Origin of the sequence: Pseudomonas sp. P116, from assembly GCF_020149425.1 — a bacterium.
In the GTDB taxonomy this organism is placed as follows: Bacteria; Pseudomonadota; Gammaproteobacteria; order Pseudomonadales; family Pseudomonadaceae; genus Aquipseudomonas; species Aquipseudomonas anatoliensis.
Map to the genome: position 1 here is coordinate 111,312 of NZ_JACVHB010000004.1, position 24,550 is coordinate 135,861.

A 24,550-nucleotide genomic window follows, 5' to 3' on the forward strand; every position below is an offset into this window, starting at 1 on the left:
CCGTGAAGCTCCGCTTTTTCAGAAATGACAGAAAGCGGCCCGGATCGGCTCAGGTAAAGAGGACAAGAACAATGCAACCTGATTTCTGGAATGACAAACGCCCCGCCGGCGTACCGCTGGACATCGACATGGGGGAATTCAAGTCGGTGATCGAGGTGTTCGAGCGTTCCTGCAAGAAGTTCGCGGATCGCCCGGCGTTCAGCAACATGGGCGTGACCTTGACCTACGCCGAGCTTGAGCGCCAGAGCGCAGCATTCGCCGGTTACCTGCAAGCGCATACCGATCTGGTGCCGGGGGATCGCATCGCGGTGCAGATGCCCAACGTCCTGCATTACCCGATTGCCGTGTTCGGTGCGTTGCGCGCCGGGCTGATCGTGGTCAACACCAACCCGCTGTATACCGCGCGGGAGATGCGCCACCAGTTCAAGGATTCCGGTGCGCGGGCGTTGGTCTACCTGAACATGTTCGGCCAGAAAGTCCAGGAAGTGCTGGCCGACACCGACATTCAATACCTGATCGAGGCGAAGATGGGCGACCTGATGCCCACCGCCAAAGGCTGGCTGGTCAACACTGTGGTCAGCAAGGTTAAGAAAATGGTCCCGGCATATTCACTGCCGCAGGCGATCTCCTTCAAGAGCGCGCTGCGTATGGGTCGCGGTCTGGGCATCAAGCCGCTGAAGGTCGGCCTCGACGACATCGCCGTGCTGCAATACACCGGCGGCACCACAGGCCTTGCCAAGGGTGCAATGCTCACTCATGGCAATCTGGTGGCGAACATGCAGCAAGTGCGCGCCTGCCTTGCGCAACTCGGCCCCGATGGTCAGCCGCTGTTGCGCGAAGGCCAGGAAGTGATGATCGCGCCGCTGCCGCTGTACCACATCTATGCATTCACCGCGAACTGCATGTGCATGATGGTCTCGGGCAACCACAACGTACTGATCACCAACCCGCGGGACATTGGCGGGTTCATCAAAGAACTGAAGAACTGGAAATTTTCGGCGCTGCTGGGGCTCAACACCCTGTTTGTCGCGTTGATGGAGCACCCGGATTTCAAGACCCTGGATTTCTCCACACTGAAACTGACCAACTCCGGCGGCACGGCGCTGGTGAAGGCGACCGCCGAACGCTGGGAGCAGATCACCGGTTGCCGCATCACTGAAGGTTACGGCTTGACCGAAACCTCGCCGGTGGCTTGCACCAACCCGTACGGCGACCAGTCGCGTCTGGGCACAGTCGGTTTGCCAGTGCCGGGCACGCTGTTGAAAGTGATCAACGATGACGGCGTCGAGCAGCCCATGGGCGAGCGTGGCGAACTGTGCATCAAAGGCCCGCAGATCATGAAAGGCTATTGGAACAAACCCGAAGCCACCGCTGAAGTGCTGGATGCCGAGGGCTGGTTCAAATCCGGCGACATTGCGGTCATCGATCCGGACGGTTTCGTGCGTATCGTTGATCGCAAGAAAGACATGATCATCGTTTCCGGTTTCAACGTGTATCCGAATGAAATCGAGGACGTGGTCATGGCCCACCCGAAAGTCGCCAACTGCGCGGTGATCGGTGTGCCGGACGAGCGTTCGGGCGAGGCGGTGAAGTTGTTCGTGGTGGCGCGGGAAAACGGCGTCAGCCTTGAAGAGCTGAAGGCTTACTGCAAGGAGAATTTCACTGCGTACAAAGTGCCCAAGCACATTGTGTTGCGTGAGTCGTTGCCGATGACGCCTGTCGGGAAAATTCTGCGACGTGAGTTGCGCGATATCGCATAAAGGGCAAAAACGCAAAGATCGCAGCCTTCGGCAGCTCCTACAGGAAACGCATTCACATGTAGGAGCTGCCGAAGGCTGCGATCTTTTGCTTTCAAGCCCCGGAATTCAGGGGCCTTAGAGGTGTTCTAGGATTTTTGCTCTAAAATGACTGCTAGAAAGTCTTGAGTCACCAATGTGACTGTAGAGGCCGCTTTTGGCTCTAGTCGACCCTCGGCAAAGCTGCTACTCTCGGCGCGCTTTGTGACTTCTCGGCCTATATACAAGCCAGATTCACCAATACAAAACACACACCAATAATAATCGCATCAAATGCGGTGAAGAATTCGCGTTGCTGAGGAGTGGGCTTCCATGATCGAAGACTTTTGGAAGGATAAGTACCCGGCTGGAATCGCTGCCGAGATCAATCCAGACGAGTATCCGAACATTCAGGCAGTGTTGAAGCAATCCTGCCAACGCTTCGCCGACAAACCGGCTTTCAGCAACCTGGGCAAGACAATCACCTACGGTGAATTGTACGAATTGTCCGGTGCGTTTGCCGCGTATCTGCAACAGCATACCGATTTGCAGCCCGGTGATCGAATCGCCGTGCAACTGCCCAACGTTCTGCAATACCCGGTGGCCGTTTTCGGTGCCATCCGCGCCGGGCTGATCGTGGTCAACACCAACCCGCTGTACACCACGCGGGAAATGGAACACCAATTCAACGACTCCGGTGCCAAAGCGCTGGTGTGCCTGGCGAACATGGCGCACCTGGCCGAAGCCGTGGTGCCGAAAACCGGCGTCAAACACGTCATCGTCACCGAAGTCGCCGACCTGCTGCCGCCGATCAAGCGCTTGCTGATCAACAGCGTCATCAAGTACGTGAAGAAAATGGTCCCGGCTTATCACTTGCCAAAAGCCGTCAAGTTCAACGACGTGCTGAGCAAGGGCCAGGGCCAGCCTGTGGCTGAAGCAAACCCGGACAGCGGTGATGTGGCAGTGCTGCAATACACCGGCGGCACCACCGGCGTGGCCAAAGGCGCAATGCTGACCCACCGCAACCTCGTCGCCAACATGCTGCAATGCAAGGCGCTGATGGGTTCCAACCTCAACGAAGGTTGCGAGATCCTGATCACCCCGCTGCCGCTGTACCACATCTATGCGTTCACCTTTCATTGCATGGCGATGATGCTGATCGGCAACCACAACATCCTGATCAGCAACCCGCGCGACCTGCCGGCGATGGTCAAGGAACTGTCGAAGTGGAAGTTCAGCGGTTTCGTCGGCCTGAACACGCTGTTCGTGGCGCTGTGCAACAACGAAGGTTTCCGCAAGCTGGATTTCTCGGCGCTGAAAGTCACTCTGTCTGGCGGCATGGCCCTGCAACTGGCCGCTGCCGAACGCTGGAAAGCGGTCACCGGTTGTGCCATCTGCGAAGGTTACGGCATGACCGAAACCAGCCCGGTGGCCACGGTCAACCCGATCCAGCACATCCAGATCGGCACCATCGGCATTCCAGTGCCATCGACCCTGTGCAAAGTCATCGACGATGCCGGTGTCGAGCAGCCGCTGGGTGAAATCGGCGAGCTGTGCGTCAAGGGCCCGCAGGTGATGAAGGGTTACTGGCAACGTCAGGACGCCACCGATGAAATGCTCGACAGTGACGGCTGGCTGAAAACCGGTGACATCGCGCTGATCCAGCCGGATGGCTACATGCGCATTGTCGATCGCAAGAAAGACATGATTCTGGTCTCCGGTTTCAACGTCTACCCGAACGAACTGGAAGACGTGCTGGCGACCCTGCCGGGTGTATTGCAGTGTGCTGCCATCGGCGTGCCGGACGAGAAGTCGGGCGAGGCGATCAAGATTTTCATCGTTGCCAAGCCTGGCGTGACGCTGACCAAGGAAACGGTGATGGAGCACATGCGCGCCAACGTCACCGGTTACAAGGTGCCGCGTTCGGTGGAGTTCCGCGATGCGCTGCCGACCACCAACGTCGGCAAGATCCTGCGCCGCGAACTGCGTGACGAAGAGCTGAAGAAGATCAAGGCGAAGAACGCCGCGTAAACAAGAAGCCCCGCAGATGCGGGGCTTTTTGATTTTATGCCTTTGTAGCGAGGGGATTTATCCCCGATCGGCTGCGCAGCAGTCGTAAACCCGATGAATGCGGTCTGCCTGACAGAACCTGGGTGGCAGTTTTGGGGCTGCTCCGCAGCCCATCGGGGATAAATCCCCTCGCCACAGAGAACCGCCAGGCCACAGGGATCAGGCTCTCCGCGAGAGTTGGTTACTGCCGAAACGGCGCAAAGTTCACATTGGTCCCCGCCGGACGCATGTCCTGCAGATACGAATCCTTGTCCGCACTCAATTCCAGGCTCAACGCAGCCTTGCGCTTGCCTTCATTACGAATCACCAGCCCTTCCAGCTTCTCACGCAGGAACACCGTCGGCACTTTCAGGTGCAGCAGTTCGTCGGTGTCCGGTGTGTGCATCAGCAGGTGAATCCACTCGTACTGACCGACGGCCAGACGCGCCACCGGCAGGTCGAACCACCAGATGTTGCGGTTGCGGTTCAGTTCGGCGAAGTGGCAGTTGTTGGTGCCGAGCACGGCACCGCCCAGTTCCTGGTTTCTACGGGCAATGGCCTGCTTTTTATCGAGTTTCATGACATTCCTGCGGGATCGGTTATCTGGCGCACGGCGCCCATAGGTGCGCATTCTCGGGGCTGGGCGAGCAAACATAAAGCCCAACCTGCACGCCGCGATGAAATGAGCTGCTAAAAATAAATGAAACTTGGCGCAAACGCGGCCAGTCAATCATTACGTACTGACTTTCCCCTAATTGCACCAAGGAGAAACACCATGAGTAGCACAGGCGATAAAGTAAAAGGCATGGCCAACGAAGCAGTCGGCAACGTCAAGCAAGGCGTCGGTAAAGCTACCGACAATGACAAGCTGCAAGTCGAAGGCAAAATCCAAGAGAAAAAAGGCGAAGCCCAGCAAGCCGTTGGCAAAGCCAAAGATGCAGTGAAGAACACCGTCGACAAGGCGTAATCCGGCCTTGAACGAAAGACACGAGCGGCCATCCAAGGATGGCCGTTTTTGTGTCAAAAGCCTGCGGTTATCCTGCAAGGGTCGCCAAACAGGCTACCGTGATGTAAAAAACGGCCCCTGAGTCGCCACGACTTCAACCTGTATTGCGGCGAAAGGAGACGCGAATGATTTTTCCGGACATGAAAGGTCTGCCCCTGCACCGGGTGATGGTGCGCACGGTCACTGAATTCATCGACGACGAGATGTCGACGTACGCCTCGGCACTGGCCTACCAGATGCTGTTCTCGCTGTTCCCGTTCATCCTGTTTCTGATCGCCCTGATCGGTTTTCTGCACCTGCCGGACTTCTTTTCCTGGCTGCGCCTGCAATCGGAGCTGGTACTGCCACCGCAAGCGCTGGAGCAGGTCAACCCGGTGATCGATCAGCTGCAGCAGTCCAAGGGCGGCTTGCTGTCGGTGGGTATCGTCATTGCCCTGTACACCGCGTCTGCCGGCGTGCGCCTGATGATGAGCGCAATGAACGCCGCCTATGACGTTGTTGAAGGCAGACCTGTCTGGAAGCGTTTCCCGCTGTCGATCGTCTACACCGTCGGCATTGCCGGCATGTTGTTGGTGGCGGCGGCCCTGATGGTGCTCGGGCCACAGGTGATGGGCTGGATCGCTGCACAGGTGGGGCTGGAGGAATTCATCGTCACCCTATGGACCATCGCGCGCTGGCCGGTCATCGTGATTCTGATGATGGTCGCCGTGGCACTGATCTACTACGTGATGCCGGACGTCAAACAGGAATTCCGCTTCATCACGCCGGGTTCGGTATTGGCCGTGGTGGTGTGGATCATTGCCTCGTTGGGTTTTGCGTTTTACGTCAAAACCTTCGCCAACTACAACGCGATGTATGGCAGCATCGGGGCGATTATTGTGCTGTTGCTGTACTTCTACATTTCCGCTGCCGTGCTGCTGCTCGGCGCGGAGATGAATGCAGTGATCGAGCACATGTCGAGCGAGGGCAAGGACGCGGGCGAGAAAGTCCCCGGCGAACTCGATGAACATCCCAAACAACACGTCTCGGGCCTGGGTCGCGATCACTCGATCAAGCCGGACACTGATGAAGCCTGACCATGATTCGTGAAATTCTGAAAATGGGCGACGAGCGCCTGCTGCGTATAGCCCCGCCGGTTCCGCCGGAAATGTTCGACAGCCCGGAGCTGTGGCAACTGATCGACGACATGTTCCAGACCATGGAAAGCGTCGGCGGCGTCGGCCTGGCCGCGCCGCAGGTCGGTGTCGATCTGCAACTGGTGATCTTCGGTTTCGAGCACAGCGAACGTTACCCGGACGCCGAAGCGGTACCGCAGACCATCCTGATCAATCCGCTGATCACGCCGCTTAATACGTTGACGGAAGAAGGTTTTGAAGGCTGCCTGTCGGTGCCCGGTTTACGGGGTGCGGTGGATCGCTTTCAACTGATTCGCTACGAAGGCTTTGATCCGAAGGGCGAGCCGATTGTGCGCGTGGCTTCAGGTTTCCATGCGCGGGTGGTGCAGCATGAATGCGACCATTTGATCGGCCGGTTGTACCCGTCGCGGATTACCGATTTCAGCAAGTTCGGTTTTACCGAAGTGATGTTTCCGGATCTCGATCCAGGCGCAGACGACTAAAGCCAAATCAAAAGATCGCAGCCTTCGGCAGCTCCTGCAGAGATCCGTGTAGGAGCTGCCGAAGGCTGTGATCTTTTGATCTTTATTGCCCCGCATTCAACCCCATCGCAATCATCGGCTTGCTCCGCGCATACCGGCTCAACCGTTCCGCCATTGCCTGGGGCAGGGCAGGGTCGGCACTGAACCCGCGTCGCTCATAAAACCCGCGCAAATCCGGATGGCAGAACAGCCACACCGGCTCTGTCACATCCTTCACCGCCATGCTGATCAACTGCGCAGCAACCCCCTGCTCACGACACGCAGGATCAACAAACAACCCTGTCAACCACAACCCACCCGCGACCGGCCGCAAGCACAGCGCCGCAACAATGTCGCCACGCCGCGCCACCCACAGCTGCGCCTCGCGAACGGCTTTCATCGAGGATTGGTGGCTGCGGTAGAACTTGTTCATCAACGGCCATAACGACTCGTCGAGCAGGCTGTACTGGGTATCGGGCATGGGATCTGACTGGCGGTGGGGGAGGCGGCGATTATAAAAGAACGCGCGTCACTGGATAGGTGTATACCTGAGCCTACAGCCCTGTGAGTGGAGTATTTGACATGTCTAAAGGTATGGATTCAAAGAAAGCCGCGAAGAAGAAACCGTCCAAGACTGCGATTGAGAAGCGGGCGGAGAAGAAGGCCAAGAAAGTGGATGTTTTTGGGCATTGAAAGCCAATAACAGCCATTACGGGATACCGTAATGGCTGATCAGGTTTGGCGGGTAGTAGCTGCTAAGTTAGTATTTTCTTATCCGAAGGTTATCTACCTTAATAACATTGTCTATGGTGTGTCCAATATAAACGTACACGATAATTTGCGAAAACGCTGCGAGAAATATGCTAGACCTGGACTGCCATTTAGTGGTGGCCGGAAGAATGTCTTTGTAAATCTGGTAGGGCTGTGTAATGAGAGCATTTACGTCAACTGCGCATTGGTAGTCAAAGCTAAATATATACGGTTCACCACTATCAACCTCAAATGTTTTTTTCAAAGCTACATAATAAGAGGGAGGGCTACTGCTGCTTGGGATTGACTGAACGAAGAATTCCCCTTCTTCTTCACATATCTCTGCTTTGGGAAAATTTTCAATCAGTGTCCACCGATGCCAATCGTACCCTGTGAAAGTTGATAGTTCATCCAACCCCGCCTTCACCGTATAAACCCTAGCCTCACACTCCACCGCATCACTCACCATAGCCTCTCTAAAAAATCCCACCTTCAACACAATCGCAACCGTCGAATCCGCCTTGCACTCACGCAACCATGCCACCTCGGCCGTATAACTCAAACCGGCGCCCTGATCATGCGCAGTACCCACAAACTGATCTTTGGAACGTGAAGTCCCGTCGGCTCTTTGTTCCTTGTAACTTAACCAGATCGGCAGGCCGCTGCGCTGGAACGGCCATTTGTCGCACAGCGCCTTAGTAGCGTTCGTGATCAAACTGATTTGCAGAATTTCTCCCGAGAACCCTTCCAACAATGGTTTCGGCATGCTCCGTTGCAACAGTTCACCAATACGCAACTCCAGCGTTTGCGCAGGTGTAGGCGCTCGGGTATTCAGCACTTTGTATTCAATCAAAACACTGCGCTTTAAATTGGCGCCAGTGATAGCCGGCGCAATATTGAAATCAACGCGCTGCTGGCCGTTGACCGGTTTGCGTTGCGGCGTGGTCGAACCCTCGCCATCACGACCGATGATGGTCAGTTCGATCTCGCTGCCGGGTGGAACTTCGGCGGAATTGAACCTGACGGTAAAGCCGTGCTGGTGTTGATTGGGATCAAGTATGAGATCGGGTGCTTCAACGACTTCGGGCGGTGGCAGTTCGGCCTGTGGCTTGCCGATATTCAACTTCAGTTCGGCCGAGGTCCCCATCATTTGGCCATTGCGCTGCAGGGTGTAGCTCGCCATCACCGTGCCATTCAGGTTGTTGATCACATACGTTTTGGGCACAGTGAATTTCACCGGTTTTCCCACCGTGTGCGACGTCAGTTCGATGAAGTCACTGGTGCTTCCGTCAGTGGTCGAGCCGCGCCACCGATAGGTCACGCAATCCCCCAGGATTGTGTTGGTATGTGGCACAACCAATGTGGCGCCCGTCGGTGGAACATGGTCCGGATCGAGCGTGCCGTCCTGCCCGGCTTCTTCTACGTGCGGCCGCTCAAACTGGGGCAGTGACACACCTACCTGCATGTAAAACACCTGCGAGTCGCGCACATCAAGCAGTACAGCGTCATCGTTCGCCACCCGATAAAACACCTTCACGCGCAACCCGGTGAACCGACGAATTACGGCGTTGCTGACGCTGCGCAGAATAGGCTCGTTCTCGGGGACATTACCGACTGGCCGCGAATCGTCGTAGTAAACGATGGTGCCATTGGGGTGTCGCGCCTCCATGATCAGCGTCAGTTGATCGCTACCCTTGCGGCCTGGATATGCAGCGATCTTCGCCGTTGCCCACGGTTCATCGGGATCCAGAATGCCGCCCGGCGCCTCAACTACCGAGGGCGCCGCCAGATGGTTGATCTGCCCTTCAACAGTCACGCTGGTATTTTTCGACGGCCTGTCCGCCACGCCCGCTCTTTGCAGTATGTAACCCACTGAAGCCCAGCCTTTGGCGATGGCTTTGACCGAGGCGTTGGGAATGACGAAATCGCAATGGAACGGCACATATTCGACTGTCTGCTCCAGTGGCCCGACGATGATCGGCTGACCGTTGGGCGCCGTGCCGGTCCAGGTCATGACGACCTTGTCGCCTACGGCGAAGTCATTTTCCGGGGTATAGATCCAGACGATGACGTTGATATCCCCCAGTTTCGCAAGATCAATGGTCGACACCGGTTTGCCATCGACCAGCACCAGCGCTGCATTCAAGCGATTGCCTTTCAGGTCCACCAGTACACGGGTGATTTTCGCCCAGGGCGCACGCTCGTCGGGGTAGTTGCCGACGCGGTCGATCACTTGATAGGTCACCGGGACGTTGGCGCCATCGCCGTGTTTCTCGATGGTTGCTTTGTCGAAGGTGACGATAATCGGGTGGTTGGCCGGGTCGTCGATCTGCTGCTGGGTCACGGGGTAATAAGTGACCTGCTGGCTCCCCCAGCGGCAAATGATGCAATCAAACGTCGCCATGTTTTCGTAGGGCTCGATGCGCATCTGGATTCCGCGCTCGGCCATGCCGGGATCCACCCCGTTGGACAAGTCCGGTATGAGCGTGTAATTGAGGCCGGAGTGGCCTTCTTCAGGGCTGTCATCGAAGCCGCCCGGGCGCGTCGTCTTGACCAGCATCGTCAGCACCGGCTGGTAACTTTCCTCGGCCTGGCCCACGCGCGTTACGCTGTAAAACATCTGCGCGTCACCATCGATAACAAAGCCTTGGGGAATGGTGATGACGACCCGTTCCCCCACCTGGTTTTCGTCTTCGATAATGATGCTGCGCACCGGCGTCGAGAGATTGCCCCAGAAACATTTGAGCTCATCGCCAATGCTCATCACCAACCAGGGATTGAAGATGATTTGTAAATCGCCCTCGAGCGCGCGTACCGGGATACCGCCGTCGTAGTGCTCAGGTGTGCTCAGATCGGTACTGCCGACAATGAAGGGGCGATGAAGCGCGAGCGGATTGTTTTCATCGTGCGGGTTGATCATGGCGACGTTCCTTCGTGGGTGGCTGCGAGTAAAAGAGCAGCTGGAGCTCTGATCAGAAGGGAATGGTGCGGTTACGACAACTGTCAGGTCTGACAGGTAGAGGCTGATTTCCGACGAATGGTGGCGCTTGACTCTGGATAGATATTTTCTGAGACGTCTTCGCTGAACCGTTTCTTGTGCAAAAAGTGCCAGATACTGGCCGACTAGTGGCCTTGCGCAAGACTTTGCGCTGGCTATGCTGACACCTAACTAACTATGTCGACCGTCATGCCAAAGCGTGCCGAGTCCAAAGGGTTAGTCCGTGATTCATGCTGCCAGAGTGCGCAACCCGAGGCACCGACACCGAACCAACAAGGAGCGACACCTAAATGGACTTTCTTCAACACGTTAGGGCTGGCCCTCAACCGGGCTATCAAGAGAAGGATGTCTTGATTAGAGCGTTGCTGCATGGACGTTCCGATTGATCATCATTTATCACCTGACAACTTCCTCCCATGGAGGAAGGCGTGTGCCTGTTCTGTGGAACGTAGTGGTGGATTCTGAAAGACCTGAACTTTCATCAAATCAAAAGAACGCGCGGAAGGTGATACAACCATGTTCAACCTACATCACAAGGCTGATCTGCAGGAAATCGAGCGCTTCAGCTGCGCCCTGACTGAAGCCAATGCCAAGTTGGCGGCGATCAGCCGTTCGATGGCGATGATCGAGTTCAGCCCCGATGGCATTGTTCTGGATGCCAATGAAAACTTCTGCAAGACCATGGGTTACGGTGCCGAAGAAGTGCGCGGCAAACATCACCGGATCTTTTGCGAAGAAGCGTTTTATCGCAGCGAGGATTACGCGAAGTTATGGCGTGACCTGGCCAGGGGCGAGCCGATCAGCGGGACGTTCCTGCGTTTGAACAAGAGCGGCAGGGAGGTCTGGCTAGAAGCCAGTTACATGCCGGTCTATGGCCCGGACAAACAAGTAAAAAGTGTGATCAAAGTGGCGGCGGACATTACCGCGCGGATCAACAAGGAACATGAAGAGGAAAGCATGCTCGCGGCGATTGGTCGCTCGATGGCGGTGATCGAGTTCACGCCGGAGGGCAATGTGATTACCGCCAACGAAAACTTCCTCAAGACCACGCAATACACGCTCAACGAAGTTGTCGGCCACCACCACAGCATGTTCTGCCATCGGGCCGAAGCCGAGTCGGTGCAATACAAGGCATTCTGGGCTTCGCTCAATCGCGGCGAATATCACTCCCATCGCTTCGAGCGCAAGAACAAGTCCGGGCAGATGGTTTACCTCGAAGCTTCGTATAACCCGTTGTTCGACGCCAAGGGCCGCTTGTACAAAGTGGTCAAGTTCGCCAGCGACATCACCCGCCAGATGACCACGTTGCAGAATGCCGCGGAATCGGCCCACAGCACTTCGGTACAAAACGACGCCTGCGCGCAAAAAGGCTCACAGGTCGTGCAGCAAACGGTGCAGATCATTCAGGACATTTCCCGCGACCTCAACGAAGCGGCGGTCAGCATCGATGCGGTCAGCAAGCAGTCGGACATCATCGGCACCATCGTCCAGACCATACGCGGCATCGCCGATCAGACCAATTTGCTGGCGCTGAACGCGGCCATCGAAGCAGCGCGGGCCGGCGAACATGGGCGGGGTTTTGCGGTGGTCGCGGATGAAGTGCGCAGTCTTGCTGCGCGCACTAGTCAGGCGACGCTGGAGATTGTTGAAGTGGTGCGCAAGAACCATGACTTGTCGTTGAGTGCGGTTTCGAGCATGCAATCGAGTTTGAGCCGCACCGGGCTTGGGGTTGAACTGGCGAATGAGGCGGGGGAGGTGATCCTGGAGATTCAGCAAGGCTCGCGGCATGTGGTAGATGCGATCAGCCAGTTCAATGAGACCCTGCAACTGAACTAGCACCGCATAGCAACTGTAGGAGCTGCGGCACGCTGCGATCTTTTGATCTTTTAAATTCAAGATCAAAAGATCGCAGCGTGCCGCAGCTCCTACATCATGTTTCCATTGCAGTGGCTGACGATTTATGCCGCCGCAGGGGAATCCGGCAACGCCGAGGCAGGCAGACCAAACACCCGATCAAACAGCCAGTTGAACGCAAACGTGTAGCAAGGGATGAAGATGATCAGCGCCAGATCCAGCAGGAACGCCTGCACCAGACTGATATTCATCCACCACGCGATCAACGGAATCAGGAACACGATCAACGTCAGTTGAAAGCCGATTGCGTGGGCGATGCGTCGTTTTACGGTGCGGGTGCGTGACTGCTGACGACTCTCCCAGTGCTCGAACATCGAGGTATAGATGAAATTCCAGGTGACGGCGATGGTGGTGATGATCACCGCCAACGGCCCGGTGCTGCCCGGCGAGGTGCCCGACAACAGGGCCAGACCGAGGGCGGAAAAGGTCATGCCGATCACTTCGTAGAGCGACACATAGACCAGTTTGCGTTTGACGCCTTGCATGCAGATTTGCCTCTTTCTTGCCATTTGTTGGCCAGTGGGACTGGCGGAGGCGGCGAAAGATAGCTTCAATAGGGCTGACAGAAAAAGTCAGAAGCTTTCAGTTCTATTGATAGGTTGACCCATTGAATTTCAACAGCGACAGCATTGAACTGTTCCTTGCGGTGATTGAACGCGGCTCGTTTTCCGCCGCCGCCCGCGCATTGGGCAAAGTCCCGTCGGCAGTGAGCATGGGCATCGGCAACCTTGAAGCCGAACTCGGTTATCCGCTGTTTGATCGCAGCCATCGCGAACCGCAACCGACGGCGATGGCGCTTTCTCTGGTACCGCACGCACGGCTGATTGCCGGGCAGCTCAAGCAACTGCAAGTGCACGCGGTGGAGTTGTCGTTGGGGCTGGAGAGCAAGTTGTCGATCGGCGTGGTCGCGGACATCGACCGTCGGCGTTTGCTGGCGGCGATCAAGGCTATTGCCGAGCGCCATCCGCTGCTCGACATCGAAGTCCTGACGGCGCCGCAGGATGATGTGCTGGCGATGCTGCACAGCGGCCGCGTCAGTGTATGCCTGGCGTTCGCCGGGTTGAGCATGAACGTGCTGGAGCGCTTTCAGTTTGTCGGCAGCGAACGGATGATCGCGACGCTGGCGGCGGACAGTCCGTTGTTGCAGGGGCAGGATCTGTTTCTTGAAGACCTGGTGCACGTACGGCAGATCTTCGTCGCCAGTCGTGACTTGCCGATCAGTGAGACGCGGCCGTTAGTGGCTGAATCGCACTGGCGCACCGATACCCTGGAAACCGCGATGGAAATGGTCGAGGCGGGATTGGGCTGGGGCAATTTCCCGCTGTCGGTGGTGCAGTCGCGACTGGATGCCGGGCGTTTGAAACGGCTGAATTTTCGCAACATCGAAAATGGCCTGGTACTGCCGGTACACGCGGTATGGCTCAAGAGCCAGCCGTTACAGAAGGCTGCATTGGCGTTGGTCGAATTGCTCGGCCACTAAGCCCCGCACAAATTGCGGGGTAAACCTTGGGCTTGTGTGCGCCACAGAAACCTGTGGGAGCTGGCTTGCCAGCGATAGCGGTCTGTCAGTCAATAATGTATCGACTGACGCACAACCCCCCTGTAGGAGCTGCCGAAGGCTGCGATCTTTTGATCTTGATCTTTAACAACAAGATCAAAAGATCGCAGCCTTCGGCAGCTCCTACATGGACCCGAGGCAGGCTCAGGTGCTTTCGCGGATCTTCAGTTCGAAGCCCATGTCTTCCACCGGCCGTGCCACGTTGTTGCCCGCCATCAACGTCAGCATCTGCTCCGCTGCGCGCCGGCCAATCGCCTCACGCGGGGTGTTGATGCTGCTCAGGCGCGGCACCATGTGCTCGGACATCGGCAAGTCGTTGAAGCCCAGAATTGCCACTTGCTCAGGGATTTTGATGCCGTGGCGCAGCGCCTCCAGCAATGCACCTTGTGCCAGGTCATCGTTGCCGAAGAAGATCGCATCGACATCCGGGTGCGCCGCCAGCAATTGCAGAAACAACTCGCCACCCAATCCCACCGACGAAGCACGCGGCGTCAGCATTTCCAGATCCGGGTCATAACGCCCGGCCTTCTGCAACGCTTTGCGAAAACCTTCGCCTCGCAGCAACGTGCGCTGATCAAGTTGCGCACCGATGTAAGCCAGACGTTTGCGCCCACGGGAAAGCAAATGCTCTGCCGCCGTTTCGCCGGCGCTGAGCTGGGAGAAGCCGACGCAATTCACGCCCGCAGCGCTGTCCAGTTCCATCATGTACACGCAGGGAATGTTGCTGGCCTCGATCATTCGCCGCGAACTTTCGGTGCGATCAAAACCGGTCAGCAGAAACCCGCGCGGCTGATAAGCCATGTAGTTGCGCAGCAGGTTTTCTTCTTCATCACGGGAGTAGTGGAAGTTGCCGATCAGTACTTCGAAGCCCTTGGGCGTCAAAACCCGATGAATGGCTTCCAGCGTATCGATGAACAACAGGTTGGACAGTGACGGCACCAAAACCACTACAGAATGGCTCTGCGCCGAGGCCAAAGCACGGGCGGCAGGGTTGACCACGTAGTTGAGTTCGAGGGCGGCCTTGCGGACTTTTTCCACCAGTTCGGTGGCCACGGTGCTGACCCCGCGCAAGGCACGGGATGCGGTAATCGGGCTGACGCCGGCAAGGCGAGCAACTTCATTGAGGGTGGGACGGCCGGTGGTGCGGGTATTTTTATCGTTTTTAGGAGTGGTCATCGGGCGGCTTGCCAAACAAAAATCAAGGCACTAAGGTAGCGCTGTCCTGATGCAGCTGCAAATGCGTAAGCGAGGTCCTGCCTGATCTTCGCTTTTTGGTGTTGGGAACAAACCTGCTGCAACCCAAAAAAACGACAAGAAGGCGTCGGCAACTTCTATCTGTGCACTAGAGTCATAGCTTGCAAAGGTAGCGCTGTCTGCGCGCTGAGGTGTTTCATGAATCATCCCATCACCGCCCTAGTCATCATGGGCGTTGCCGGTTGCGGCAAGACGTGCGTCAGCGAGGCCCTGTGCCAATTGAGCGGCGCCACTGCCATTGAAGGCGATACTTTCCATCCGGCCGCGAACATCGAAAAGATGAGCGCGGGGATCCCCCTGAACGACGACGACCGTGCCGGCTGGCTCGACAGCCTGTGCGAGGAGCTGCGCCGCGTTGACGCCACGGGCCAGCGCCCGGTGCTGACCTGCTCGGCCCTCAAACACAGTTATCGCGAAATCCTGCGCAGTGCCTTGCCGGGCCTGGGCTTCGTGTTCCTTGAATTGACCCCTGAAGTTGCCGCCGAGCGTGTGTCTCATCGTCCGGGCCACTTCATGCCGGCCACGTTGATCGAAAGCCAGTTCGCCACCCTCGAATCGCCCAAAGGCGAGCCGTTGACCCTGGCGTTGAACGCTTCGATCCACAGCGTCGAAGAACTGGCAGAGCAAGCTCACGTCTGGTGGCAGGCCAATGGCCTGAAACAGGCGGTATGAGTGTGTTCATGCAGACAGCGCTGTCCTTACGACTTCTGATTAACCCGCTTTAATAACAACAACAAACCAGGAGACACCCCCAATGTTTGGCATGTCCCACGACGCCTACCTGCTGCTTGATGCAGTGGTCACGGTGATCGGACTTATCATCCTGATCACCAAGTTCAAGATTCACCCCTTCATTGCCCTGACCATCGCCGCCGCGTTCCTCGGCCTGACGTCCGGCATGCCGATCGGCACCATCATCAAAGCGTTCCAGGACGGCTTTGGTGGCGTGCTCGGTTTCGTCGGCATCATCCTCGCGCTGGGCACCATGCTCGGCAAAATGATGGCCGAATCGGGCGGGGCAGATCAGATTGCCCAGACCCTGATTCGCGCGTTCGGCAAGGACAAAGTCCAGTGGGCAATGATGTTCGCCGCGTTCCTGGTGGGCATTCCGTTGTTCTTCGAAATCGGCTTCGTGCTGCTGATTCCGCTGGTGTTCATCGTTGCCCGCCGCACGGGCGTGTCGATCATCAAGATCGGTATCCCGCTGCTCGCCGGCCTGTCCGCCGTGCACGGTCTGGTGCCACCGCACCCGGGCCCGCTGCTGGCCATCGGCGTGTTCGGTGCTGATATCGGCAAGACCATTCTCTACGGTCTGATCGTTGCGCTGCCGACTGCAATCATTGCCGGGCCGATCTTCGGTACGTTCATCGCCAAGCACATTCCTGGTCACCCGAATCAGGAACTGGTCGATCAACTGGCCCGCGAAAACGACACCGCTGTCCTGCCGAGCTTCAGCATCACCCTGATCACCGTGCTGCTGCCGGTATTCCTGATGCTGCTGAAAACCTTCGCTGACGTGGCGCTGCCGGACGGTAACTTCTTCCGCACCTGGATGGACATGATCGGTCACCCGATCTCGGCACTGCTGCTGGCGTTGCTGCTGTCGCTGTATACCTTCGGTTACAAGCAGGGCATCGGTTCTAACCAGATCCTCAAGTGGCTGGATGCGAGCCTTGCGCCAACCGCCGCGATCATCCTGATCATCGGTGCCGGCGGTGGCTTCAAGCAGATGCTGGTAACCAGCGGCGTGGGCGACGTGATCGGCCACATGGCGGTCAGCGCGCAGATCTCGCCGATCCTGCTGGCATGGCTGGTGGCGGCGGTGATCCGTATTGCTACCGGTTCGGCAACGGTCGCGACCATCACTGGCGCGGGCATTGTGGTGCCGGTGGTCGGGATGGTTCCGGGCGTTAACCGTGAGCTGCTGGTGCTGGCCACCGGTGCCGGTTCGTTGATCCTGTCCCACGTCAACGACGCCGGTTTCTGGCTGGTGAAGCAATACTTCAACATGACCGTGGCTGAGACGTTCAAGACCTGGACGGCGATGGAAACCATCCTCTCGGTGGTCGCGTTGGGCTTTATCCTGCTGTTGTCGATGTTCGTTTAACAGTAAACGCCAGACACAAAAAAACCGCAGCGATGCGGTTTTTTTGTGGGTGAAACCTTAAGGCTGAACACATCCCCCTGTAGGAGCTGTCGAGTGAAACGAGGCTGCGATCTTTTGATCTTTGAAAATCGACAGCAAAAGATCGCAGCCTTCGGCAGCTCCTACAGGAGATCTACGTTAGCTGCTGGATTTCGGGGCTAACCCATCCGCCCGGAACATCCCGCGAATCCGACGCCGGTTTCTGGCTGGTGAAGCAGTACTTCAACATGACCGTGGCCGAGACGTTCAAGACCTGGACGGCGATGGAAACCATCCTCTCGGTGGTCGCGTTGGGCTTTATCCTGCTGTTATCGATGTTCGTTTAACAGCAAACGCCAGACACAAAAAAACCGCAGCGATGCGGTTTTTTTGTGGGTGAAACCTTAAGGCTGAACACATCTCCCTGTAGGAGCTGTCGAGTGAAACGAGGCTGCGATCTTTTGATCTTTTTAAATCAACGTCAAAAGATCGCAGTCTTCGGCAGCTCCTACAGGAGATCTACGTTAGCTGCTGGATTTCGGGGCTAACCCGTCCGCCCGGAACATCCCGCGAATGCCGCGCACAGCCTGGCGAATGCGGTCCTGGTTTTCGATCAGCGCGAAGCGCACGTGATCATTGCCATACTCACCAAACCCCACCCCCGGCGAGACGCAAACCTTGGCCTCGGCCAGCAGTTTCTTGGCGAATTCCAGCGAGCCCAAGTGCGCGTAAGCCTCGGGAATCTTCGCCCAGACGTACATCGAAGCCTTCGGGTTTTCAACCATCCAGCCCAGCTCATGCAGTCCCTTGACCAGCACATTGCGGCGCTGGCGATACTGCTCGGCGATGTCTTTCACGCACTGCTGATCGCCTTCCAGCGCAGCAATCGCGGCGACTTGCAGCGGAGTGAAAGTGCCGTAGTCGTGGTAGCTCTTGATCCGCGCCAAGGCGTTGACCAGTTCCGGATTGCCGACCATGAAACCGATGCGCCAACCGGCCATGTTGTAGCTCTTGGACAGGGTGAAAAACTCCACCGCGATGTCCTTGGCGCCCGGCACTTGCATGATCGACGGGGCTTTCCAGCCGTCGTAGACGATGTCGGCGTAAGCCAGATCGTGGATGACCAGCACGTCGTACTGCTTGGCGAGAGCGATCACCCGCTCGAAGAAATCCAGTTCCACGCACTGCGCGGTCGGGTTCGACGGGAAACCGAGGATCATCATTTTCGGCTTGGGGATCGAGCCGCGAATCGCCCGTTCCAATTCAGCGAAGAAGTCCACCCCCGGTACCAGCGGCACCGAACGCACCTGGGCGCCGGCAATCACCGCGCCGTAGATGTGAATCGGGTAGCTCGGGTTCGGCACTAGCACCGTGTCGCCCTGATCCAGGGTCGCCAGCATCAGATGCGCCAGGCCTTCCTTGGAACCGATGGTGACAATGGCTTCGCTTTCCGGGTCGATATCGACTTCGTAGCGCTGCTTGTACCAATTGGAAATCGCCCGACGCAGGCGCGGAATGCCCTTGGACGTGGAATAACCGTGGGTGTCGTCACGCTGGGCGACCTGCACGAGTTTTTCGACAATGTGCGGCGGCGTGGCCCCGTCGGGGTTGCCCATGCTCAGGTCGATGATGTCTTCACCACGACGCCGCGCGGCCATTTTCAGCTCGGCGGTGATGTTGAAAACGTAAGGGGGGAGTCGATCTATGCGCGCAAAGCGGCGCGGCGAACCTTGTTCAGCCATTGTTGCCTCGGATAACGTAAGCGCCCGGAACCGTCCGAGCGACGCTGGTCACTGCGGTGACCTGTTGGCGAAGATAAGGGCAGGGATGGCAGACTGTCCAGCCTGTGCGTAAACAAATTTTTCCCAAGGAAATCGGTTGATGGAATTCACCAGCGGCTTTTTGCTGAGCCTTTCGCTGTGCCTGGATATCGGCGTGGCCAACATCGCAATGATCACGTTGGCGATGCAGCGCGGGTATTTTCAGGGCTTTGCGCTGGGCCTCGGCACCTGTGTCGGCGATTTGATCTACGCGGTGCTGGCGCTCGCCGGGATGACCGTGTTGCTGCAATACGAAACCGTGCGCTGGGTGCTGTGGATCGGCGGTTCGGCGCTGCTGATCTATTTCGCGGCGAAGATGATCTATTCGGCAATCCATCACGATGCGCTGTTGGCCGAGACGGCTGAGGTGGGGCACAACTCCCATCGCAAGGAGTTCCTGCGGGGGATCTTCCTTGCCATGTCATCGCCGAGCGCGATTCTCTGGTTCGCTGCGGTAGGCGGCACGTTGATCGCCCGTTCGGGTGGCGGCGGGCCTTTGAGCTCGGCGTTGTTCCTCGCCGGGTTTCTGTGCGCCGGGCTGGTGTGGTCGGCCGGTTTGTGCTTCGCTGCAAGCCATGGCGGCAGGCTCTTGGGCGATAAACTGCTGCGCTACTCCTACATGGCATCTGCGGCGATCTTCTGCTATTTCGCGGTATACGTGATCGTATCTGGCTATAACGAGTTTGTCGGGTCAGGTGCGGCCGAGGCCCTGCATACGCTGTAATGTTGCGAATCGGGTTTGGCTTCTATACTCCCAGCCGAACCCACTTTTTTCGTTCCAGGAGTCGAGTCATGGATGAGCAAACACGCGTCGAAGTGGCGGAACCTCGCTTCGAACATGGACACTTCCTGCTGATCGCAGGGCTTGGCGGACGATTTACCCAGGACACCACCGATGGCATCCCCGCGCTGTGGGAAAAATTCATCCCGCATCTGGGCAAGATTCCCGGGCAAAAAAGCGAAGTGACCTTCGGCGTCTGCTGCAATGCGGACGGCAAGGGTGGTTTCGAATACATCGCCGGGGTCGAGATCAGCAAGCTCGATGACCTGCCGGAGCAATACCGCTGGATCGAGGTGCAACCGCAGGATTACGCGGTGTTCGAGCACAAGGGCTCTCTGGACCAATTGCCGGCGACGTTCCAGCACATCTGGAAAACCTGGCTGCCGCAGTCCGGTCGCGAAGCGGCAGATGCGCCGGAGTTCGAGCGCTACAGCGAAGACTTCAATCCCAAGTTGCATACCGGCACGCTGGAAATCTGGCTGCCGCTCAAGGTGTGACGCACGTTGATGGACGGATCAGCGATCCGTCCAGTCAACGCTTTCAACCACGCTTGCCCTTGCCCACACGTCGCGCCCGCAACAGGTCGATGCCCAGGGTGATAAAGCCGAACGTACTGATGCCCAACACCATTAACAGGCCGATTTCTACGCTGCTCATAAACGGGTTCCCCCAAGGGTAATCAGAGACACGCCACAGAAATAGCCGCCCGCGAGGCGCAAGAAAAGCGCTTATACGCAGGCTTTACGCTGCCCGCGCGGATCGATATGCACTCCTTATTCCTTTATGCTTTGCGCACTTTTCCCGCTGATTTCCGAGCTGCCATGAACACCGTTATCCGCAACGTCACTGCCACTGACCTGGATCGCTGCTACGCCATCGAAACCGTTGCCTACGAAGGCGATGAAGCCGCCACCCGTGAAAAGATCGCCACACGCATTGCGACCTGGCCGGATGGTTTCATCGTTGCCGAGGTGGATGGCGAGGTCGCCGGGTTCGTCAACTCGGGCGCGGCGTTCGATGTGCAGATGTCGGATGAAGCGTTCAAGGAACTGATCGGCCATGATCCGGCGGGGCCGAACGTGGTGATCATGTCGGTTGTGGTGCACCCGGATTCTCAGGGGCAGGGCCTGGCCAAGCGTTTGATGGCCGAGTTCATCGAGCGCATGCGCGGGATGGATAAAGCGACAATTCATTTGATGTGCAAGGAACAGCACATTGCGCTGTATGCCGGGTTTGGCTTTGCCTACATCAAACCGTCGGAGTCCGACCATGGCGGCATGGCGTGGCACGAGATGATTCTGACCCTCTGACCCTCTGACCCTCTGACCCTCTGACCCTCTGACCCTCTGGATCATTACCCCTGTAGGAGCTGCCGAAGGCTGCGATCTTTTGATCTTGCTTGTAAAAAACAGGATCAAAAGATCGCAGCCTTCGGCAGCTCCTACATGGGGGGCGTGGTGCGTCAGTAAAGGCTATCGCGGACCCTGGTCGGCGCTTCGCGGTCGTACGTGTCGGCGTCGAATTGCCCATCGTTCAGACGTTTATGAAAGGCGCCAGCCGTGGGCAACGCCGAACGCGGCAGATGCGTTTCAGGGTTCCACGCATCCGAACGCACAAACGCCTTCGAACAGTGGAAAAACGCCGCCTCCACCGTCACCAGCAACACCGTTTTCGCCGGTTTGCCGTTTACCGAAAAACTCTCCAGTAACGCCGGTTCATCACTGATCAACGCCGTGCCGTTGACCCGCAACGTCTCGCCAATCCCCGGAATGATGAACAGCAGCGACACCCGTGGATCGTGCAGCACATTGCGCAAGGTATCGATGCGGTTGTTGCCCGGGCGGTCCGGTAGGGCCAGCGTGCGTTCATCGACGATCCGCACAAACCCCGGAGCATCACCGCGCGGTGAATTGTCGAGGCCATCGGCCCCCACCGAGCTGACGATTACCAGCGGCGAGACCCGCACCATCGCCTGATAGTCTTCGTTGAGAAAAGTGATCTGCTTGCGCACTGCACGTTTGTGGGGCAAACCGTAAATAGCTTCCAGTGCTTCAATTGAATCGATCATCGTGCATCCCTCGATGACTTAGAAAAACAGCCCCATGCGCCGCTCGTAACCGATTCGGCCCTTGTACGCTTCGCCGCTGTCGACGTAGCCGTGTTTGGCGTACAGCGCGATGGCGGCATCGTTGTCGGCGTCCACCGACAGTTCCAGCCCCTTGATCTCCGGCCATGCCTGGCGCGCAACCTCGGGCAACGCTTGCAGACACGCCTTGCCGTAACCCTTGCCCTGCGCCCGGCGATCGACCTGCAACGCATGCAGCGTGGCGCTGTGTTCATCGGCCCATGCCGGTAACACCGGCGGACGCTTGAGCAGCAGGAACGCCACCGGCACATCATCGGCCAGCAGTGCAAAACCCTTCACGCCAGGGCCGGGTTTTGACAGCAAGGTGTGCAGGGCGCCGTGGATGTCGCCGGAGAACTTGATTTGCTCGGGGTGGATTTCAATCGCCTCGACTTGCTCACGCTGCTGGGCGTTCAGGCTGTCGTACGGCACGAGTTGGGCTGACACGGGAATTTCCTTTTTCCTACAAAGATGAGTCTCGGATTCTAGCGACTTTGCCTCCTGCGGAATTTTTTTGTTTCAGTTGTCGATCGACCGATGCGCCGAACGACTAAGGGTGTCTTCACAACAAAAAACACGGAGAACACCATGAGCGCACAGTCTGAAATTCAAACCCTAATCAATACCTACCGCGACGCCGTCATGACCAAAGACGTGGAGAAAGTCATGGCGCTGTACGCCGATGACATCGTCTCGTTCGACGCGATCAAGGCCCTGCAATTCAAGGGCAAACCGGCCTACCGCGCGCACTGGGTGGATTGCATGCAAATGTGCCCCGGCCCGCACATCTTCGAGTTTCAGGAAGTCGTCATCGAAACTGCCGACAACATCGCCTTCGCCCACTGGGTCGCCAATTGCGGCGGCACCAACGAGAAGGGTGAAACCCAAAGCTGCTGGATGCGCGTCACCGCGTGCTATCGGCAGGTCGGCGGCGCGTGGCGGATTGCCCATGAACACTGGTCGGCACCGTTTGATCCGATGAGCGGCGCCACGCTGTTTGATGTGCAACCGTGATCTTCAGCCATAGTTGATCCGTTCGAATCAGGAGCACGCCATGAAATATCTATGCCTGGTCTACAGCGATGAACGCCTGCTGCATTCGTCGCCCGACAGCCCCGAAGACGCCGAATGCTGGGCCTATGCCGAGTCAATTCAGGGCAGCGGGCGGATGGTTGCCGCCGAGGCGCTGGAGTCGGTGCAGACCGCCACCACGGTGCGTATGCGCAACGGTAAGTTGTCGATCACCGATGGGCCGTTCGCCGAAACCAAGGAGCAACTGGCCGGCTTCTACCTGATCGACGCCAAGGATCTCAATGAAGCGATTCAGGTCGCCGGGAACATCCCGGCGGCCCGGGTCGGCAGCGTCGAAGTGCGCCCGGTGCGGCAGTTGAATGTCTGAGGTCCGGACGCGGGTCGAGCAGGTCTATCGTGAAGACTCGCGGCGGATTCTGGCGACCTTGATCCGCCTGCTCGGCGATTTCGACCTCGCCGAAGAAGCCTTGCACGAGGCGTTCTTCGTCGCGGTCGAGCGTTGGCAGCGTGACGGCGTGCCGGACAATCCGCGCACCTGGCTGGTGTCGACCGGGCGCTTCAAGGCAATCGACGTGCTACGCCGCCGTGCACGCTTCAAAGCCTCGCAGCCATTGTTGCTGGCGCAACTGGAAGAACTCGAAGATGCCGACTGGAGCGACGAAGACGTGGAAGACGATCGCCTGCGGCTGATCTTCACCTGCTGTCACCCGGCGCTGGCGGCGGATGCGCAAGTGCCGCTGACCTTGCGTGAAGTCTGCGACCTGACCACCGAGGAAATCGCCCGCGCATTTCTCTCGGCGCCGGCGGCCATTGCCCAACGCATCGTGCGCGCGAAAGCCAAGATCCGAGACGCGAAAATCCCTTATCAAGTCCCCAGCCTGAGCGAACTGCCCGAGCGCCTCGACAGTGTGCTGCGGGTGATTTATCTGGTGTTCAACGAAGGGTATTCGGCGTCGATGGGGGCTGAGCTGACCCGCGAAGATCTGACCCGTGAAGCGATCCGGCTCGGGCGATTGCTAATGGAATTGTTGCCGGAGCCCGAGGTGATGGGGTTGCTGGCATTGATGCTGCTGCACGAGTCCCGCCGCCCGGCGCGCACCTCGCCCGATGGCGAGTTGGTGCTGCTGGACGATCAGGATCGCTCGCAGTGGGATGCTGAGTTGATCGCTGAAGGTTGTGCGTTGGTGGAGCGGGCGCTGACCACACGACGATTTGGGCCGTATTGCCTGCAAGCGGCGATTGCCGCCGTACACGCCGAGGCGCCAACCGCTGAGGAAACCGATTGGCAGCAGATCGTCGGTCTGTATGACGTGCTGTTGCGGGCGATGCCGTCGCCGGTGATCGAGTTGAATCGCGCGGTGGCGGTGGCCAAGCGGGATGGGGCGTTGGCGGGGCTGACGCTGATCGAAGGGATTATGGATCGCGGTGAGTTGCAGGATTATCACTTGGCGCATTCGGCGCGGGCGGAGTTTTGTCGGCAGTTGGGCAGGGCGGAGGAGGCGCGGGTGGCTTATTTGCGGGCGCTGGAATTGACGCGGCAAGAGCCTGAGCGGCGGTTTATCGAGGCGCGCTTAAACCAACTACCGACACCCAACCCCCTGTAGCAACTGCCGACGGCTTCAATCTTTTAACGTTGATTTTCTTCAATCAACAACAAGATCAAAAGATCGCAGCCTTCGGCAGCTCCTACATGGGTTGCAACTGTAGGAGCTGCGGCACGCTGCGAT

At 57.8% G+C, this 24,550-nt stretch carries 22 protein-coding genes and 3 pseudogenes; 17 read left to right on the forward strand and 8 right to left on the reverse strand.

The annotated features are described in order from the left end of the window. Positions 1-71 precede the first annotated feature (71 nt). Both fadD2 and fadD1 read left to right on the forward strand, forming a co-directional pair. On the forward strand, positions 72-1,760 hold the full coding sequence (gene fadD2 / locus ICA15_RS14820; RefSeq protein ID WP_210554118.1) for a long-chain-fatty-acid--CoA ligase: 1,689 nt from the start codon (positions 72-74) through the stop codon (positions 1,758-1,760). A gap of 348 nt (positions 1,761-2,108) precedes the next feature. Further along, positions 2,109-3,806 (forward strand): long-chain-fatty-acid--CoA ligase FadD1, encoded by a 1,698-nt coding sequence (gene fadD1, locus ICA15_RS14825; RefSeq protein ID WP_150601610.1) that lies wholly within the window; start codon positions 2,109-2,111, stop codon positions 3,804-3,806. 220 nt (positions 3,807-4,026) lie between these two features. Here fadD1 and ICA15_RS14830 read toward each other — a convergent pair whose 3' ends face one another. Beyond that, on the reverse strand, positions 4,027-4,404 hold the full coding sequence (locus ICA15_RS14830) for a hypothetical protein (protein WP_150601609.1): 378 nt from the start codon (positions 4,402-4,404) through the stop codon (positions 4,027-4,029). A 195-nt stretch (positions 4,405-4,599) separates the two neighbouring features. Here ICA15_RS14830 and ICA15_RS14835 point away from each other — a divergent pair, with 195 nt between their 5' ends. From ICA15_RS14835 to def, 3 genes are all read left to right on the forward strand, one after another. Beyond that, the gene (locus tag ICA15_RS14835) at positions 4,600-4,791 is read left to right on the forward strand and encodes a CsbD family protein (protein ID WP_150616129.1); all 192 of its coding nucleotides are present in this window, start codon (positions 4,600-4,602) and stop codon (positions 4,789-4,791) included. Positions 4,792-4,955: 164 nt separating this feature from the next. Further along, positions 4,956-5,906: a YihY/virulence factor BrkB family protein gene (locus ICA15_RS14840; protein WP_150601607.1), complete on the forward strand. Its 951-nt coding sequence runs from the start codon at positions 4,956-4,958 to the stop codon at positions 5,904-5,906. A 2-nt stretch (positions 5,907-5,908) separates the two neighbouring features. After that, on the forward strand, positions 5,909-6,448 hold the full coding sequence (def, locus tag ICA15_RS14845; RefSeq protein WP_150616128.1) for a peptide deformylase: 540 nt from the start codon (positions 5,909-5,911) through the stop codon (positions 6,446-6,448). Between the two features lie 82 nt (positions 6,449-6,530). Here def and ICA15_RS14850 read toward each other — a convergent pair whose 3' ends face one another. After that, positions 6,531-6,947 (reverse strand): GNAT family N-acetyltransferase, encoded by a 417-nt coding sequence (locus ICA15_RS14850; RefSeq protein WP_150601605.1) that lies wholly within the window; start codon positions 6,945-6,947, stop codon positions 6,531-6,533. A gap of 279 nt (positions 6,948-7,226) precedes the next feature. Further along, the gene (locus ICA15_RS14855) at positions 7,227-10,136 is read right to left on the reverse strand and encodes a hypothetical protein (protein WP_210554117.1); all 2,910 of its coding nucleotides are present in this window, start codon (positions 10,134-10,136) and stop codon (positions 7,227-7,229) included. 594 nt (positions 10,137-10,730) lie between these two features. Between ICA15_RS14855 and ICA15_RS28635 the strand changes: the two are divergent. Both ICA15_RS28635 and ICA15_RS28640 read left to right on the forward strand, forming a co-directional pair. Beyond that, positions 10,731-11,504, forward strand: a pseudogene (locus ICA15_RS28635) (PAS domain-containing protein); the annotation flags it as partial. 120 nt (positions 11,505-11,624) lie between these two features. Next, positions 11,625-12,050, forward strand: a pseudogene (locus ICA15_RS28640) (methyl-accepting chemotaxis protein); the annotation flags it as partial. 122 nt (positions 12,051-12,172) lie between these two features. On the opposite strand, the gene ICA15_RS14865 reads toward ICA15_RS28640, so the two are convergent. Beyond that, positions 12,173-12,613 carry a PACE efflux transporter gene (locus tag ICA15_RS14865; RefSeq protein ID WP_150601600.1) on the reverse strand — a complete coding sequence of 147 codons (441 nt, stop codon included), beginning with the start codon at positions 12,611-12,613 and terminating at the stop codon, positions 12,173-12,175. Positions 12,614-12,735: 122 nt separating this feature from the next. Between ICA15_RS14865 and ICA15_RS14870 the strand changes: the two genes are divergently transcribed. Beyond that, on the forward strand, positions 12,736-13,608 hold the full coding sequence (locus tag ICA15_RS14870) for a LysR family transcriptional regulator (protein ID WP_210554115.1): 873 nt from the start codon (positions 12,736-12,738) through the stop codon (positions 13,606-13,608). Between the two features lie 222 nt (positions 13,609-13,830). Here the strand turns inward: ICA15_RS14870 and ICA15_RS14875 are convergent, their stop codons facing one another. Then, positions 13,831-14,862 carry a LacI family DNA-binding transcriptional regulator gene (locus ICA15_RS14875; protein ID WP_210554114.1) on the reverse strand — a complete coding sequence of 344 codons (1,032 nt, stop codon included), beginning with the start codon at positions 14,860-14,862 and terminating at the stop codon, positions 13,831-13,833. A 216-nt stretch (positions 14,863-15,078) separates the two neighbouring features. Between ICA15_RS14875 and ICA15_RS14880 the strand changes: the two genes are divergently transcribed. From ICA15_RS14880 to ICA15_RS14890, 3 genes and pseudogenes are all read left to right on the forward strand, one after another. Further along, positions 15,079-15,612 (forward strand): gluconokinase, encoded by a 534-nt coding sequence (locus ICA15_RS14880; protein ID WP_150592911.1) that lies wholly within the window; start codon positions 15,079-15,081, stop codon positions 15,610-15,612. A gap of 82 nt (positions 15,613-15,694) precedes the next feature. Beyond that, positions 15,695-17,047 carry a gluconate:H+ symporter gene (locus ICA15_RS14885; RefSeq protein ID WP_042560582.1) on the forward strand — a complete coding sequence of 451 codons (1,353 nt, stop codon included), beginning with the start codon at positions 15,695-15,697 and terminating at the stop codon, positions 17,045-17,047. A 218-nt stretch (positions 17,048-17,265) separates the two neighbouring features. Then, a pseudogene (locus ICA15_RS14890) lies at positions 17,266-17,412 on the forward strand (permease DsdX); the annotation flags it as partial. A 177-nt stretch (positions 17,413-17,589) separates the two neighbouring features. On the opposite strand, the gene alaC reads toward ICA15_RS14890, so the two are convergent. Further along, positions 17,590-18,807: an alanine transaminase gene (alaC, locus tag ICA15_RS14895; protein ID WP_210554113.1), complete on the reverse strand. Its 1,218-nt coding sequence runs from the start codon at positions 18,805-18,807 to the stop codon at positions 17,590-17,592. A 139-nt stretch (positions 18,808-18,946) separates the two neighbouring features. On the opposite strand from alaC, the gene ICA15_RS14900 reads away from it, so the two are divergent. The 3 genes from ICA15_RS14900 (at position 18,947) to ICA15_RS14910 (ending at position 20,976) form a co-directional block, all read left to right on the forward strand. Continuing rightward, the gene (locus ICA15_RS14900) at positions 18,947-19,609 is read left to right on the forward strand and encodes a LysE family translocator (RefSeq protein WP_210554112.1); all 663 of its coding nucleotides are present in this window, start codon (positions 18,947-18,949) and stop codon (positions 19,607-19,609) included. 68 nt (positions 19,610-19,677) lie between these two features. Beyond that, a complete protein-coding gene (locus ICA15_RS14905) occupies positions 19,678-20,163 on the forward strand; it encodes a GyrI-like domain-containing protein (RefSeq protein ID WP_210554111.1) in 486 nt (161 codons plus the stop codon). 324 nt (positions 20,164-20,487) lie between these two features. Continuing rightward, positions 20,488-20,976: a GNAT family N-acetyltransferase gene (locus tag ICA15_RS14910; protein WP_210554110.1), complete on the forward strand. Its 489-nt coding sequence runs from the start codon at positions 20,488-20,490 to the stop codon at positions 20,974-20,976. A gap of 152 nt (positions 20,977-21,128) precedes the next feature. On the opposite strand, the gene ICA15_RS14915 is transcribed toward ICA15_RS14910, so the two are convergent. Both ICA15_RS14915 and ICA15_RS14920 read right to left on the reverse strand, forming a co-directional pair. After that, a complete protein-coding gene (locus ICA15_RS14915) occupies positions 21,129-21,734 on the reverse strand; it encodes a pyridoxamine 5'-phosphate oxidase family protein (protein WP_210554109.1) in 606 nt (201 codons plus the stop codon). 18 nt (positions 21,735-21,752) lie between these two features. Next, positions 21,753-22,238: a GNAT family N-acetyltransferase gene (locus ICA15_RS14920; protein ID WP_150616121.1), complete on the reverse strand. Its 486-nt coding sequence runs from the start codon at positions 22,236-22,238 to the stop codon at positions 21,753-21,755. Between the two features lie 141 nt (positions 22,239-22,379). Here ICA15_RS14920 and ICA15_RS14925 point away from each other — a divergent pair, with 141 nt between their 5' ends. Genes ICA15_RS14925 through ICA15_RS14935 form a run of 3 tightly spaced genes read left to right on the forward strand, consistent with a single transcriptional unit; the run spans position 22,380 to position 24,427 of the window. Then, complete coding sequence (locus tag ICA15_RS14925) at positions 22,380-22,805, forward strand: YybH family protein (protein ID WP_210554108.1); 426 nt, start codon at positions 22,380-22,382, stop codon at positions 22,803-22,805. A 40-nt stretch (positions 22,806-22,845) separates the two neighbouring features. Beyond that, positions 22,846-23,190, forward strand: a complete 345-nt coding sequence (locus ICA15_RS14930) for a YciI family protein (protein WP_008081988.1) — start codon at positions 22,846-22,848, stop codon at positions 23,188-23,190. Further along, positions 23,183-24,427: an RNA polymerase sigma factor gene (locus tag ICA15_RS14935; protein WP_210554107.1), complete on the forward strand. Its 1,245-nt coding sequence runs from the start codon at positions 23,183-23,185 to the stop codon at positions 24,425-24,427. Before ICA15_RS14930 ends, ICA15_RS14935 begins: the two co-directional genes overlap by 8 nt. The last annotated feature ends 123 nt before the right edge of the window (positions 24,428-24,550 follow it).